At 57.0% G+C, this 13,892-nt stretch carries 11 protein-coding genes and 2 rRNA genes; 9 read left to right on the top strand and 4 right to left on the bottom strand.

Features of this window, described 5'->3' with window-relative positions:
* The first annotated feature begins 131 nt into the window (after window positions 1-131).
* The 9 genes from ACZ5SR_RS15335 to ACZ5SR_RS15295 all read left to right on the top strand — a co-directional run bounded on the left by ACZ5SR_RS15335 (window position 132) and on the right by ACZ5SR_RS15295 (window position 11,288).
* Window positions 132-3,011: ribosomal RNA gene (locus ACZ5SR_RS15335) — 23S ribosomal RNA — on the top strand.
* A 161-nt stretch (window positions 3,012-3,172) separates the two neighbouring features.
* Window positions 3,173-3,285 (top strand): 5S ribosomal RNA (gene rrf, locus ACZ5SR_RS15330).
* Between the two features lie 205 nt (window positions 3,286-3,490).
* Window positions 3,491-5,824 (top strand): bifunctional salicylyl-CoA 5-hydroxylase/oxidoreductase, encoded by a 2,334-nt coding sequence (locus tag ACZ5SR_RS15325; RefSeq protein ID WP_464449483.1) that lies wholly within the window; start codon window positions 3,491-3,493, stop codon window positions 5,822-5,824.
* Between the two features lies 1 nt (window position 5,825).
* Window positions 5,826-6,626 carry an SDR family NAD(P)-dependent oxidoreductase gene (locus ACZ5SR_RS15320; protein ID WP_464449482.1) on the top strand — a complete coding sequence of 267 codons (801 nt, stop codon included), beginning with the start codon at window positions 5,826-5,828 and terminating at the stop codon, window positions 6,624-6,626.
* Window positions 6,623-7,111, top strand: a complete 489-nt coding sequence (locus tag ACZ5SR_RS15315; RefSeq protein WP_464449481.1) for a MarR family winged helix-turn-helix transcriptional regulator — start codon at window positions 6,623-6,625, stop codon at window positions 7,109-7,111. The genes ACZ5SR_RS15320 and ACZ5SR_RS15315 overlap by 4 nt, the downstream gene beginning before the upstream one ends.
* The gene (locus ACZ5SR_RS15310; protein WP_464449480.1) at window positions 7,108-7,968 is read left to right on the top strand and encodes an enoyl-CoA hydratase family protein; all 861 of its coding nucleotides are present in this window, start codon (window positions 7,108-7,110) and stop codon (window positions 7,966-7,968) included. Before ACZ5SR_RS15315 ends, ACZ5SR_RS15310 begins: the two co-directional genes overlap by 4 nt.
* Before the next feature lie 3 nt (window positions 7,969-7,971).
* Window positions 7,972-9,168 (top strand): acyl-CoA dehydrogenase family protein, encoded by a 1,197-nt coding sequence (locus ACZ5SR_RS15305; protein ID WP_464449479.1) that lies wholly within the window; start codon window positions 7,972-7,974, stop codon window positions 9,166-9,168.
* Window positions 9,169-9,187: 19 nt separating this feature from the next.
* Window positions 9,188-10,846: an AMP-binding protein gene (locus ACZ5SR_RS15300; protein ID WP_464451068.1), complete on the top strand. Its 1,659-nt coding sequence runs from the start codon at window positions 9,188-9,190 to the stop codon at window positions 10,844-10,846.
* Window positions 10,847-10,892: 46 nt separating this feature from the next.
* Window positions 10,893-11,288, top strand: coding sequence for a RidA family protein (locus ACZ5SR_RS15295; RefSeq protein WP_464449478.1), 396 nt, complete (start codon window positions 10,893-10,895; stop codon window positions 11,286-11,288).
* 73 nt (window positions 11,289-11,361) lie between these two features.
* Here ACZ5SR_RS15295 and ACZ5SR_RS15290 read toward each other — a convergent pair whose 3' ends face one another.
* The 4 genes from ACZ5SR_RS15290 to ACZ5SR_RS15275 are packed head-to-tail and all read right to left on the bottom strand — an operon-like array spanning window position 11,362 to window position 13,821.
* The gene (locus ACZ5SR_RS15290; protein ID WP_464449477.1) at window positions 11,362-12,039 is read right to left on the bottom strand and encodes a DUF799 domain-containing protein; all 678 of its coding nucleotides are present in this window, start codon (window positions 12,037-12,039) and stop codon (window positions 11,362-11,364) included.
* Window positions 12,036-12,410, bottom strand: coding sequence for a DUF4810 domain-containing protein (locus ACZ5SR_RS15285; RefSeq protein WP_464449476.1), 375 nt, complete (start codon window positions 12,408-12,410; stop codon window positions 12,036-12,038). The genes ACZ5SR_RS15290 and ACZ5SR_RS15285 overlap by 4 nt, the downstream gene beginning before the upstream one ends.
* A gap of 8 nt (window positions 12,411-12,418) precedes the next feature.
* Window positions 12,419-12,790, bottom strand: a complete 372-nt coding sequence (locus ACZ5SR_RS15280) for a hypothetical protein (RefSeq protein WP_464449475.1) — start codon at window positions 12,788-12,790, stop codon at window positions 12,419-12,421.
* The gene (locus ACZ5SR_RS15275) at window positions 12,790-13,821 is read right to left on the bottom strand and encodes a CsgG/HfaB family protein (RefSeq protein WP_464449474.1); all 1,032 of its coding nucleotides are present in this window, start codon (window positions 13,819-13,821) and stop codon (window positions 12,790-12,792) included. Before ACZ5SR_RS15275 ends, ACZ5SR_RS15280 begins: the two co-directional genes overlap by 1 nt.
* Window positions 13,822-13,892: the final 71 nt, after the last annotated feature.

The raw sequence follows: 13,892 nt of genomic DNA, 5'->3' as shown, positions 1-13,892 counted from the left end.
CTTTTGATATTGGATGGCAACATCCTGTGTTGAGGAATTATTCATTTACGGCATAACGCGTCAGGTGAAAGACCTGACAGACATTCCTTGAAAACAACGATGGAGTCTCGCAAGAGAGTTCAAAGTTATAGGGTCAAGTGAATAAGAGCATGTGGTGGATGCCTTGGCAATGATAGGCGACGAAAGACGTGAAAGCCTGCGATAAGCTTCGGGGAGCTGGCAAATAAGCTTTGATCCGGAGATTTCTGAATGGGGAAACCCACCCTTAGGGGTATCGCATGATGAATACATAGTCATGCGAGGCGAACCGGGTGAACTGAAACATCTCAGTAGCTCGAGGAAAAGACATCAACCGAGATTCCGAAAGTAGTGGCGAGCGAAATCGGAAGAGCCTGTTAGTGATAGCACAATTGTTAGCAAAGCGGCATGGAAAGGCCGACCATAGTGGGTGATAGTCCCGTATGCGAAAACAAATGTGTGGTACTGAGCTAACGACAAGTAGGGCGGGACACGAGAAATCCTGTCTGAATATGGGGGGACCATCCTCCAAGGCTAAATACTCATCATTGACCGATAGTGAACAAGTACCGTGAGGGAAAGGCGAAAAGAACCCCGGGAGGGGAGTGAAATAGATCCTGAAACCGCATGCTTACAAAAAGTAGGAGCCTCGAAAGGGGTGACTGCGTACCTTTTGTATAATGGGTCAGCGACTTACATTCAGTGGCAAGGTTAACCGAATAGGGAAGCCGTAGAGAAATCGAGTCCGAATAGGGCGATCAGTCGCTGGGTGTAGACCCGAAACCAAGTGATCTATCCATGGGCAGGATGAAGGTGCCGTAACAGGTACTGGAGGTCCGAACCGACTAATGTTGCAAAATTAGCGGATGACCTGTGGATAGGGGTGAAAGGCTAAACAAACTTGGAAATAGCTGGTTCTCTCCGAAAACTATTTAGGTAGTGCCTCAAGTATTACCATCGGGGGTAGAGCACTGTTTTGGCTAGGGGGTCATGGCGACTTACCAAACCAAGGCAAACTCCGAATACCGATGAGTACAGCTTGGGAGACAGAGCACCGGGTGCTAACGTCCGGACTCAAGAGGGAAACAACCCAGACCGCCAGCTAAGGTCCCTAAAATTGGCTAAGTGGGAAACGAAGTGGGAAGGCTAAAACAGTCAGGATGTTGGCTTAGAAGCAGCCATCATTTAAAGAAAGCGTAATAGCTCACTGATCGAGTCGTCCTGCGCGGAAGATGTAACGGGGCTAAGCCAGTTACCGAAGCTGCGGATTTGCAATTTATTGCAAGTGGTAGGAGAGCGTTCTGTAGGCCTGTGAAGGTGGTGGTGTAAACCCTGCTGGAGGTATCAGAAGTGCGAATGCTGACATGAGTAGCGTTAAAGGGGGTGAAAAGCCCCCTCGCCGTAAGCGCAAGGTTTTCTACGCAACGTTCATCGGCGTAGAGTGAGTCGGCCCCTAAGGCGAGGCAGAGATGCGTAGCTGATGGGAAACAGGTCAATATTCCTGTACCGATGACAAGTGCGATGTGGGGACGGAGAAGGTTAGCTCAGCCAACTGTTGGATATGTTGGTTCAAGCCTGTAGTCGTGCTCGGTAGGCAAATCCGCCGGGCTTAGATGAGGGGTGATAACGAGGGTGCTTGCACCTGAAGTGAGTGATACCCTGCTTCCAGGAAAAGCCACTAAGCTTCAGCTTGTCATTGACCGTACCGCAAACCGACACTGGTGCGCGAGATGAGTATTCTAAGGCGCTTGAGAGAACTCAGGAGAAGGAACTCGGCAAATTGATACCGTAACTTCGGGAGAAGGTATGCCCCAAGTAGGTGAACTCGAACAGAGGGAGCCCAACGGGGTTGCAAAAAATCGGTGGCTGCGACTGTTTAATAAAAACACAGCACTCTGCAAACACGAAAGTGGACGTATAGGGTGTGACGCCTGCCCGGTGCTGGAAGATTAAATGATGGGGTGCAAGCTCTTGATTGAAGTCCCAGTAAACGGCGGCCGTAACTATAACGGTCCTAAGGTAGCGAAATTCCTTGTCGGGTAAGTTCCGACCTGCACGAATGGCGTAACGATGGCCACACTGTCTCCTCCTGAGACTCAGCGAAGTTGAAATGTTTGTGATGATGCAATCTCCCCGCGGAAAGACGGAAAGACCCCATGAACCTTTACTGTAGCTTTGTATTGGACTTTGAACAGATCTGTGTAGGATAGGTGGGAGGCTTTGAAGCGAGGTCGCTAGATCTCGTGGAGCCAACGTTGAAATACCACCCTGGTGTGTTTGAGGTTCTAACCTAGGTCCATTATCTGGATCGGGGACAGTGCATGGTAGGCAGTTTGACTGGGGCGGTCTCCTCCCAAAGCGTAACGGAGGAGTTCGAAGGTACGCTAGTTACGGTCGGACATCGTGATAATAGTGCAATGGCATAAGCGTGCTTAACTGCGAGACTGACAAGTCGAGCAGATACGAAAGTAGGACATAGTGATCCGGTGGTTCTGTATGGAAGGGCCATCGCTCAACGGATAAAAGGTACTCTGGGGATAACAGGCTGATACCGCCCAAGAGTTCATATCGACGGCGGTGTTTGGCACCTCGATGTCGGCTCATCTCATCCTGGGGCTGTAGCCGGTCCCAAGGGTATGGCTGTTCGCCATTTAAAGAGGTACGTGAGCTGGGTTTAAAACGTCGTGAGACAGTTTGGTCCCTATCTTCCGTGGGCGCTGCAGATTTGAGGAAGCCTGCTCCTAGTACGAGAGGACCGGAGTGGACACACCTCTGGTGTATCGGTTGTCACGCCAGTGGCATTGCCGAGTAGCTAAGTGTGGAAGAGATAACCGCTGAAAGCATCTAAGCGGGAAACTCGTTTCAAGATGAGATCTGCCGGGGCCTTGAGCCCCCTAAAGAGTCGTTCAAGACCAGGACGTTGATAGGTCAGGTGTGGAAGCGCAGTAATGCGTTAAGCTAACTGATACTAATTGCTCGTGCGGCTTGACCCTATAACTTTGATCACACATTGAAAGATGTGCATTGGTCAAGGAAGTTATGCCAAGTTGACGCATTCAAAAAAGGTCGAAAGACCCAAGCGCAAGCTTAAAATCTGATTCGAAACTCTATGAATTCGTTGTCTTGACTGATGTCAAGATGACAACAAGTTATGCCTGATGACCATAGCAAGTTGGTCCCACTCCTTCCCATCTCGAACAGGACAGTGAAACGACTTAGCGCCGATGATAGTGCGGGTTCCCGTGTGAAAGTAGGACATCGTCAGGCTTCTAACAGCCCAAAACGCCTCACCGTTCGGTGGGGCGTTTTGCTTTGTGCGAAGCATTTCTTCATCAGCACAACTCCCCTTCCTTTTTATTCTCTACGGGTTACTCCCAGATTGACTGATTCGTCGTTTCCTTAAATACTTCAGACTTCAAATATATAGGCCTTAATCAATTGGCCTGTGTTGTCTTTAGCGAAGAGAGCGAACATGAAAATCGTATGCATTGGCGGCGGCCCATCGGGCCTGTACTTTGCGTTGTTGATGAAAAAGCTCAACCCTCACCATGACATCACCGTGGTGGAGCGCAACAAGCCCTACGACACCTTTGGTTGGGGCGTGGTGTTTTCGGATCAGACGCTGGAGAACATGCGTGAGTGGGACAAAGAAACCGCCGCAGAGGTGGAGCAAGCCTTCAACCATTGGGATGACATTGAGTTGCACTTCAAAGACCGCGTGATCCGCTCAGGCGGTCACGGCTTTGTGGGCATCGGACGCAAAAAGTTGCTCAACATCCTGCAAGAGCGATGCGAGCAAGTGGGCGTCAAGCTCATGTTTGAACAAGACATAAATTCGGATCTCGACTTTCCCGATGCAGACCTCATCATCGCCAGCGATGGTGTCAATTCGCGCGTGCGCAGCCGACTGCCTGAAGTGTTTAGGCCCGATATCGTCACGCGACCCAATCGTTTCATTTGGCTGGGCACGAATCGCCAGTACGACGCATTCACCTTCTTGTTCGAGAAGACCGAGCACGGCTGGTTCCAGGCGCACGTCTACAAGTTTGACAATCAAACTTCGACTTTCATCGTCGAGTGCCCCGAGCACGTTTGGTTAGCTCATGGTCTGGACAAAGCCGATCAAGACGCATCCATCGCCTTCTGTGAAAAGCTCTTTGCCAATAACCTGCAAGGCGAGAAGCTGATGACCAACGCCCGCCACCTGCGCGGCTCGGCTTGGCTCAACTTCCAGCGCGTCAAGTGCGCCAACTGGTCCACCTTCAACGGGAACAGCCATGTGGTGCTGATGGGTGACGCGGTGCACACCGCGCACTTTGCCATCGGGTCGGGCACCAAGCTCGCGCTCGAAGACGCCATTGAGTTGGTGCGCCAGTTCAAGGCGCTGGGCGACACCGCAGACCGAATTCCAGAAGTGCTGAAACATTACCAGGCCGTGCGCGAGATCGACGTGATCCGTCTGCAAAACGCCGCTTGGAATGCGATGGAGTGGTTCGAGGTGTGTGGCGAGCGCTACTGCGATCAGTTGGAGCCCGAGCAGTTCATGTACTCCATGCTCACCCGCAGCCAGCGCATCAGCCACGAGAATTTGCGTCTGCGTGACAAGGAATGGCTGGAGGGCTATGAGGCCTGGTTTGCGGGGCGCACTGCAACTCCGGGCATCCGCCCACCCATGTTCACGCCGTTCGCGCTGCGCTCGGTCACGCTCAAGAACCGCGTCGTCGTCTCGCCGATGGCTCAGTACATGGCCGTCGAAGGCCGCGTGGGCGACGACCACCTGGTGCACCTGGGCGCACGCGCCATGGGGGGCGCGGGTTTGGTGATGGTCGAGATGACCGCCCCCAGCGCTGACGGCCGCATCACCCACGGCTGCCCCGGCCTGTGGAGCGATGCGCAGACCGACGATTTCAAACGCATCACCGACTGGGTGCATGCCAAGTCCGATGCCAAGATCGGCTTGCAGATCGGCCACGCCGGACCCAAAGGTTCAACCTGCCGCCCCTGGCAAGGTGCGGGCATGGACCAGCCTGTGCCCGCCGATGACCCCGAAGGCAACTGGCCACTGCTGGCGGCCTCTGCTCAGCCTTATCTGCCGCACGGCGATGTGCCCCGAGCCATAACCCGCGCCGACATGGACCGCGTCACGGCCGAGTTTGTGGCGACCACACAGCGCGCTGCCCAAGCTGGGTTTGACTGGCTGGAGTTGCACTGTGCACACGGCTACCTGCTGTCGAGCTTCATCAGCCCACTGACAAACAAACGGACCGACGACTACGGCGGCTCACTCGCCAACCGCTTGCGTTACCCGCTCGAAGTGTTCGCTGCGGTGCGCGACGCTTGGCCCAAAGACCTGCCCATGTCGGTGCGCATTTCGGCGCACGACTGGGTAGAAGGCGGCATCACGCCCACCGATGCGGTCGAGATCGCCCGCGCTTTCAAAGCCGCTGGCGCCGACATGATCGACTGCTCGTCGGGCCAAGTCAGCGCAAAGCAAAAGCCCACTTACGGCCGCATGTACCAGACCCCGTTTGCCGACCGCATTCGCCAAGAGGCAGGCATCGCCACCATCGCGGTGGGGGCCATTTCAGAGGCCGACCACGTCAACAGCATCTTGGCTGCAGGCCGCGCCGACCTGTGCGCCGTGGCTCGCCCGCACCTCGCCAACCCGGCCTGGACGCTGACCGAAGCGGCGCGCATCGGCTACAAAGACATCGCCTGGCCCCGCGCCTACGAGTCGGGCAAGCCTCAACTCGAAGCGGGCTTTGCACGCGAGCGTGCCATGCAGACTGCGAGTAAGGGGGACTGAGATGGCCAAAGAACTGCAAGGCAGCCACGCCCTCATCACCGGCGCGGGTGCAGGCATTGGTGCGGCCATCGCGCTGCAGCTGGCCCAAGCGGGCTGTCGCCTCACGCTCTGCGGGCGCTCGCACGAGACCCTGCAAGACCAGGCCGAGGCCCTTCGAGCACAGGTGCCCGATGTGGCGGTGCTGATCGCGCCCATGGATGTCGCCGATGAACACGCCGTACAAACCGCGGTGCAGCAGGCCCAGGCGCGCTTTGGCCCCGTCAACATCCTGGTCAACAACGCAGGCCAAGCGCACAGCGCGCCCTTTGCCAAGACCGATGCCGCGCTCTGGCAGCAGATGCTGAACGTCAACCTCACGGGCACATACCACTGCATTCAGGCCGTGCTGCCGGGCATGCTCGAAGCCGCTAAGAGTGGCACGCCCGGGCGCATCGTCAACATCGCCAGCACCGCTGGACTCAAAGGCTATGCCTATGTGAGCGCCTATGTGGCGGCCAAGCATGGGGTGGTGGGCTTGACCAAAGCGCTCGCCCTTGAATTGGCGCGCAAAGGCGTGACCGTGAATGCCATTTGCCCCGGCTACACCGAGACCGACATCGTGCGCGAAGCGGTGCAAAACATCGTGGACAAAACCGGCAAGAGCGAATCCGAAGCGCGTCAAGCCTTAGCCGCCAGCAACCCGCAGCAGCGCCTGGTGCAGCCGCAAGAAGTTGCGCAAAGCGTGCTGTGGCTGTGCGCCGCAGGCAGCGATGCCATCAACGGGCAAGCGATTGCCATCGACGGCGGGGAGTTGGCAGGATGAACAGCATGACCGACATGGAAGTGCGCGCCCACGCCGATCACCACGCCTCGCTGCGACTGTGGCTGCGCCTGCTCTCGGCCACCACCCGCATCGAAGACACCATCCGCCAACGCCTGCGCGAGCAGTTCGACATCACGCTGCCGCGCTTTGACCTGATGGCCCAGCTCGAACGCGAGCCGCAAGGCCTGTCGATGAGCGAGCTGTCGCGCCGCATGATGGTCACGGGTGGCAACGTCACCAGCATCGTGGACCAGCTTGAAAAAGAACAACTGGTGCAGCGGCAAATGCAGGCCAGCGACCGCCGCTCCTTCACCGTCAGCCTGACCGAGGCTGGACGCAAGGCTTTTGCCGCCATGGCGCAAGCCCACGAAGGCTGGGTGGTCGAGCTGCTCTCGCCGCTGGCCGCCAATCAACAAGAACAACTTCACGCTTTGCTGGGCACCTTGAAGTCCGGCACCCCTACACACTCGAAGGAGACAAAATGAGCCAACGCTACCTGCCCGGCCAGCCGCACCAGCTGCCCCGCCACAACCAGCCCATGGCGGGCTACCAGCCCGAGCACTTCTTGCTGTCCGTCAAAGACGGTGTGGCCACGGTGAGCCTGAACCGCCCCGAGCGCAAGAACCCGCTGTCGTTCGATTCGTATGCCGAGCTGCGCGACTTCTTCCGCGCATTGCCCTACGCACCCGACATCCACGCGGTGGTCATTACAGGGGCTGGTGGCAACTTTTGCTCGGGTGGCGACGTGCACGAAATCATCGGCCCGCTCACCAAGCTCGACATGCCGGGCCTCTTGGCTTTCACCCGCATGACGGGCGACTTGGTCAAGGCCATGCGCGCCTGCCCGCAACCCATCGTTGCGGCCATTGACGGTGTGTGCGCCGGGGCTGGGGCGATTTTGGCCATGGCGTCTGACCTGCGCTACGGCACCGAGCGCAGCAAAACTTATTTCCTGTTCAACAAGGTGGGTCTTGCCGGTTGCGACATGGGCGCTTGCGCGCTCTTGCCGCGCATCATCGGCCAAGGCCGTGCGAGCGAGCTGCTGTTCACCGGGCGCGGCCTGGGCGCGCTGGAGGCCGAGCGCTGGGGTTTTTACAACCGCGTGTGCGAGGCCGACAGCGTGCTGGCCGATGCGCAGGCCATGGCCGCCCAATTGGTGGCAGGCCCCACCTTTGCCAACGGCATCACCAAAAAAATGCTGCAACAAGAATGGAACATGGGCGTGGACGAAGCCATCGAGGCCGAAGCCCAAGCGCAGGCCATCTGCATGGCCACCAACGACTTCCACCGGGCGTACCACGCCTTTGTGGCCAAGCAAACGCCCATTTTTGAAGGCGATTGAGCCATGTCTAACAACCCAACACAACAGCCAACACAGCACCCCGCTGAACTCGATTGGCCCTTCTTTGACGACAGCCACCGCGGCTTCAAGTCTCGGCTGGACGCTTGGTGCAACGAGCACTTGGCACACGCCCACCACGACGAAAGCCGGGACGCGGTCGACGCCGAATGCATCCGCCTGGTGCGCCTGCTGGGCAACGGCGGTTGGCTCAAGCATGCTGTCTCGGGCACGGCCTATGGTGCCGCATCGGACGTGATCGACACGCGCCAGCTCTGCCTGCTGCGCGAAACGCTGGCTTTTCACAATGGCTTGTCGGACTTTGCTTTTGCCATGCAGGGCTTGGGCACCGGGGCCATCAGCCTCATGGGCTCGCCTGATCAAAAGCAGCGCTACCTGCCCCGCGTGGCATCAGGCCAAGCCCTGTCGGCCTTTGCGCTCAGCGAGCCCGAGGCGGGTTCTGACGTGGCCGCCATGCAGTGCAGCGCCACGGCCACGGCAGACGGTTATGTGCTCAATGGCCGCAAGACCTGGATCAGCAACGGCGGCATTGCCGACTTTTATGTGGTGTTCGCCCGCACGGGCGAAGCGCCCGGGGCGCGTGGCATCACCGCCTTCATTGTGGATGCCGACACGCCCGGCTTGACGATTGAAGAACGCATCGACGTCGTCGCGCCGCACCCTTTGGCCACGCTCAAGTTTGACAACTGCAAGGTGGCCGTAGCGCAGCGCATTGGCGATGCAGGCCAAGGCTTCAAGGTGGCCATGGCCACGCTCGATGTGTTTCGCACTTCGGTGGCTGCTGCGGCTTTGGGTTTTGGGCGGCGTGCGCTGCACGAGTCCATCAGCTGGGCGCGCTCGCGCAAGATGTTTGGCCAAAGCTTGGGTGACTTCCAGATCACCCAAACCAAGATCGCGCAGATGGCCACCATGCTGGATGCCGCCACGCTCTTGACCTATCGGGCCGCTTGGCTGCGCGACCAAGGCGCACGCATCACCCGCGAAGCGGCCATGGCCAAGATGACTGCGACCGAAAACGCGCAACAGATCATTGACATGGCGGTGCAGATGCACGGCGGCATGGGCGTCAAAAAAGGCGTGATGGTCGAGTCGCTGTACCGCGAGATCCGGGCGCTGCGCATTTACGAAGGCGCGACCGAAGTGCAGCAGCTGATCATTGGCAAGGACTTGTTGAAAGGCTGACATGAGCGACTGGAACACCTTGCTGCCCAGCAGCCACACCGACAGCTTTGCGCGTGACCGACTGCCGCCACAGGACCAACTGCCTGTGTTCATGGCCGACCTGCCCGCGCTGAACTACCCCGAGCAACTCAACTGCGCCGTGGAACTGGTGGACCTGCATGTTCGCGAAGGCCGGGGCGACCGCATCGCGCTGCACGGCGTGAGCGACTTCAACAAGGGTGGTGGCGACTTCAGTTGGACCTATGCCCAGCTGCAAGACAAAAGCAACCGCATCGCGCAGGTGCTGACCCAAGATATGGGTCTCGTTCCCGGCAACCGCATTTTGCTGCGCGGGGGCAACAGTCCCATGATGGCGGCTTGCTTGCTCGGCGCACTCAAGGCCGGTTTGGTGGCTGTGCCGACCATGCCTCTGCTGCGTGCGGGCGAGTTGGCGCAAATCATCGACAAGGCGCAGGTCAGCGCCGCGCTGTGCGACAGCCTGCTGGCTGAAGAACTGCAGCACTGCATGACACCCGGCCACGCCAGCCATGTGCCTTGCCTCCAACAGAGCGTGATGTTCCGCAGCGAAGCGGCCGATGGTCTGGAGCAGCGCATGCAGCGGCACACCGCTGCCTACACGCCGCACGCCACCAGCCGCGACGACGTGTGCCTGATCGCTTTCACCAGCGGCACCACGGGCAAGCCCAAGGGCACTATGCACTTTCACCGCGATGTGCTGGCCATGTGCGACCTGTTCCCGCGCCACATCCTGCGCATGACCGAAAACGACGTGGTCAGCGGCACACCGCCGATTGCCTTCACCTTTGGGCTGGGCGGCTTGCTGGCGTTTCCGCTGCGCTATGGCGCGAGCACCGTGCTGCTCGAAAAGCACACGCCCGAGACCTTGCTGCAGACCGTGGCCAAGTACCGCGTCACGCAGTGCTACACCGCGCCCACCATGTACCGCCAAATGGCGACGATGGCGGGGCAGCACGACCTTAGCAGCCTCCAGCACCCGGTGTCGGCAGGCGAAGCCTTGCCCGACGCCACCCGCCAGCTGTGGAAGCAGGCCACCGGCATCGAGATGACCGACGGCATTGGCGGCACCGAGGTGATCCACATCTACATCTCCAGCGCGGGCCAGCAGGTGCGCGCGGGCAGCATCGGCCAGGTGGTGCCCGGCTATGTGGCGCAGATCGTGGACGACAACATGCAGCCCGTGCCGCCCGGCGTGGTGGGGCGTTTGGCGGTGCGCGGCCCCACGGGCTGCAAATACCTGGCCGACCCGCGTCAACAGGACTATGTGAAAAACGGCTGGAACCTGCCCGGCGACACCTTTGTCATGGATGCCGACGGCTACTTCAGCTACCAGGCCCGCAACGACGACATGATCATCTCGGCCGGCTACAACATCGCAGGCCCCGAGGTCGAAGGCGCTTTGTTGCAACACCCGGCCGTGGCCGAGTGCGGCGTGGTCGGCATGCCAGACGAAGACCGTGGCCACATCGTGCAGGCCTATGTGGTGCTCAAGCCCGGCCACACGGGCGATGCCGCCATGGAAAAAGCCTTGCAAGAGCACGTCAAACAAACCATCGCCCCGTTCAAGTACCCGCGCAAAGTGGTGTTCTTGGACGTGCTGCCGCGCACCGAAACCGGCAAGCTGCAGCGCTTCAAGCTGCGTCAAATTTCAGTCAAATAATTTTGCGGGACAGATCTTTAGCTCTGTCCCCAACCAAGGAGAAAGCATGTTCAACGTCTTGCAACCCGAAGGCTGGGCACCCGCCAAAGGCTACGCCAATGGCATCGAAGCGCGTGGCCGCATGGTATTCGTCGCGGGCATGATCGGCTGGAACGGCCAAGCCCAATTTGAGACCGACGACTTTGTGGCCCAGTGCCGCCAAGCCCTGCAAAACATCGTCGACACGCTCGCCTGCGCAGGCGCAGGCCCAAAGCACATGGCCCGCATGACCTGGTACGTCAAAGACAAGAAGGAATACCTGGCGCGAGGACGCGAGCTGGGCAAGGTCTACCAGGAAGTGATTGGCAAAAACTACCCCGCCATGACGTTGGTGCAAGTGGCCGATCTGGTGGAGGACCGGGCCCTGGTGGAAATCGAAGTGACGGCTGTGGTGCCGGATTAAGTGGACTCAAGTCTTGCGTGTTAGCGACGCTGATTGACGGATCGCTTACGCTCACGTTAGCTGCATGTCACACTTATTTCTTGACAGGATCTGCCACTCGGTATGGACCATTGGGCAAAGCATTAGGCCCTAAGACAAATACCTCTTGATTCGCTTGCTGGGTCAACGGCATGTAGTTTGGAGCAGCTCGAGTAACAGCTGCGTTTATCACGGCCGTCAACAGTAGTGCCATCGGTGATCCTGCGTTATTGTTGTTTTGTGGCTGATACTGCATCCGCTTGTTTTCTCGCCACAATTCAACGCCATTTTTACTCACCAATCGGTAGTCGAAATCAACGGTCACTACGGTCGTAAAAATTGCGAATTTTGCATCCCATTGTTTGATAGCGACATACAAAATTGCGTCAGAGCCAAAAAGCTTTGCCAATGATTCTGGAGGCTGCTGGTGTATGCGTTCACCCTCGTAAAAGCCCTCTTGTTCGAGAACAAACTTGGTGGTGTTGACTGGGAAAACGTAATAGCCTTTTTCGGCAATCGGGATGGGAAGGGCCGCCAATACATAGTTCGGCGCATCCACGTCCAGTGAGCGGTTAATTGTGGGCACCACCAAGATCGAACGAGGTGCAGCTGCCAACAATGCACTTTGATCTACCTTGGTGGGCTGGGTCACACATCCGGTCAGTGACAAAAGACCGGCGCTCAAGGCCATTAGGGAAAGGACATTTAAACGGGACGATGTTGTTTTGGTCATGGCTTGTTCCCGGTCTGCGCTGCTTGTCTGCGTTCAAGGTTTTGAATCAATGAGGTCATCAACACTTGGCTTTCAGGCCAACTGTTACGTTCTTTGTTGTAGTAATCGATGGCCTTTTGAGATGAGCCAGCTTGAAGATAAAGCGTGCCCAGTTCAGCATAGAGACCAGGAGCAACTTTTGCTTTTGATTTTTCCATCTCCCCTACATGCGCTTCGAGTTTGGTACGAAGTGCTTCCATTTTTGTAGTGTCTTTGTAGCCAGCGTAGAGTGCTTGATCGTAGCCACCCCATTGGTACAGCCCAGGAGCAGCGCAACCGGTTAAAAGCGCAACGCTCACCATAGAAGGTATCAAAAGAATTCTTGAAATCATCGGCTGCCTCATTGAATGATGAATGTGCGATTGACGCCGTCACCGGCATAAAACTTTTCGTCAAGGAGCACCTGTGTGCCATGCACTACTCTCACTTGATGTGTTCCCGAAACAATTCGCAGGGCTGATACGCCGTCTAGGTAAGTGCCTAATGAGCCCATATCCAGCCCATCAACAAAAACACGCGCCGCATGCTTTTGTGTGTCTGAGGTTTTGAATGAAATTTGCGGCCGCATGTCCGACACACTTTGTTTTTCTGTTGGCATTTGGGTGCATCCAATAATGCCAAGTACAGGCAAGCTTGCGAGCAGCGTTGCAGTCATGGAGGCTCGCACGAGCTTCGTGCTAATGAATTCTTTTAAAAAAGGCTTATTGGTCATCACTTGGCTCCATCAAAACGAACGGTCAATTGATTGGCTTGAAAACCGGCTAATGAGCCTGATGTCACTGTGGCTGCAGAACCTTCGTTAAGTTCGTTGTCGCCAAATAGGCTGTCAACACGAATGCTTGCGACCATGCGACCGGGTAGGGTCACCATGGAGCCCGTTTGAGCAGACTTCACTTGTTCGCCCAGTGTGTGAACACTGAACTGCATCCCTGGTTTGATGCCCTGCAAACGGCCACCCCCTATAAACAGCTGATCGCCATCAAGTTTCAAAATGCTGGTTTGCCAGGGGCGAGTGCTCATCTCTTGCGACAAGCGATTGACCGCTTCACTGACAGCTTGGCGAATGGCTGTATCGTTCAAAGTGCCGTCATAGCTGGCTTGTGAGCCAAAGCCAAATGTAGAAGCTGTCTCTGTAGAAGCCTCGCCAGCGCCTGATGTGGCAAAGAAAACGTGGCCTGTATTGACTTCAACGACGCGGATGTCCACTTTGGCAAATGCAACTTGTTTTTTGCTTGAAGATACGAAGCCAGTGGCCCCAACGGTTTTACGTCCAAACTCTGTCAGTGATCCAATAATCAAAGCGTCCACGCCAACTAAGTTCAGGCGTGTATCGGTCAGTCTTCCCTCAGCCTGAATGCGTCCAATGTCAGGCCGTTCAAAGACCAAGTAAGCGCCGGATGAAGTCAAAGCTTTGCTCATCAAATCTGTGACTTGCTTTCCGAGCGGGTCACCGCTGTTGTCTCGAAGCAATGACTGTCCGTAGCTTGTCTCATTGCTAATGCGACCCAAAGCAATTTTGCGCTTGAGTGTCGGGATCTGAGGTGCCGCCGCTAAAACGGCTTGCTGTGCTGCCTTTTGCAATGCTATTGGCTGTGGTGCCTCCACGGGTGTGACGGGTGGGGATTGGACAGCGCAGCCGGATAAGGCGACAGCCATCACAATCGCTAAGCCTGTCGGGGACAAGTTCGCTGTTGATACATCACTCAGATGTTGTTTTTTGCTTATGAAGGATAGAGACACCATACTTTTTGCCTTTGCTGAACCAGTTAGCCCTGCATGCTACACAACATTCAGAGCGAAAAAGAATTTTTTAC

The organism is Limnohabitans sp. TEGF002, assembly GCF_055395845.1.
The sequence above is the reverse complement of the archived record's forward strand: the minus strand, read 5'-3'. Positions and strand labels throughout refer to the sequence as shown.

What these genes read in the sequence shown, in the direction of transcription:
- ACZ5SR_RS15325 (WP_464449483.1), top strand. Translation starts at nt 3,491, where the DNA reads ATGAAAATCGTATGCATTGGCGGCGGCCCATCGGGCCTGTACTTTGCG.
- ACZ5SR_RS15320 (WP_464449482.1), top strand. Translation starts at nt 5,826, where the DNA reads ATGGCCAAAGAACTGCAAGGCAGCCACGCCCTCATCACCGGCGCGGGT.
- ACZ5SR_RS15315 (WP_464449481.1), top strand. Translation starts at nt 6,623, where the DNA reads ATGAACAGCATGACCGACATGGAAGTGCGCGCCCACGCCGATCACCAC.
- ACZ5SR_RS15310 (WP_464449480.1), top strand. Translation starts at nt 7,108, where the DNA reads ATGAGCCAACGCTACCTGCCCGGCCAGCCGCACCAGCTGCCCCGCCAC.
- ACZ5SR_RS15305 (WP_464449479.1), top strand. Translation starts at nt 7,972, where the DNA reads ATGTCTAACAACCCAACACAACAGCCAACACAGCACCCCGCTGAACTC.
- ACZ5SR_RS15295 (WP_464449478.1), top strand. Translation starts at nt 10,893, where the DNA reads ATGTTCAACGTCTTGCAACCCGAAGGCTGGGCACCCGCCAAAGGCTAC.
- ACZ5SR_RS15290 (WP_464449477.1), bottom strand. Translation starts at nt 12,039, where the DNA reads ATGACCAAAACAACATCGTCCCGTTTAAATGTCCTTTCCCTAATGGCC.
- ACZ5SR_RS15285 (WP_464449476.1), bottom strand. Translation starts at nt 12,410, where the DNA reads ATGATTTCAAGAATTCTTTTGATACCTTCTATGGTGAGCGTTGCGCTT.
- ACZ5SR_RS15280 (WP_464449475.1), bottom strand. Translation starts at nt 12,790, where the DNA reads ATGACCAATAAGCCTTTTTTAAAAGAATTCATTAGCACGAAGCTCGTG.
- ACZ5SR_RS15275 (WP_464449474.1), bottom strand. Translation starts at nt 13,821, where the DNA reads ATGGTGTCTCTATCCTTCATAAGCAAAAAACAACATCTGAGTGATGTA.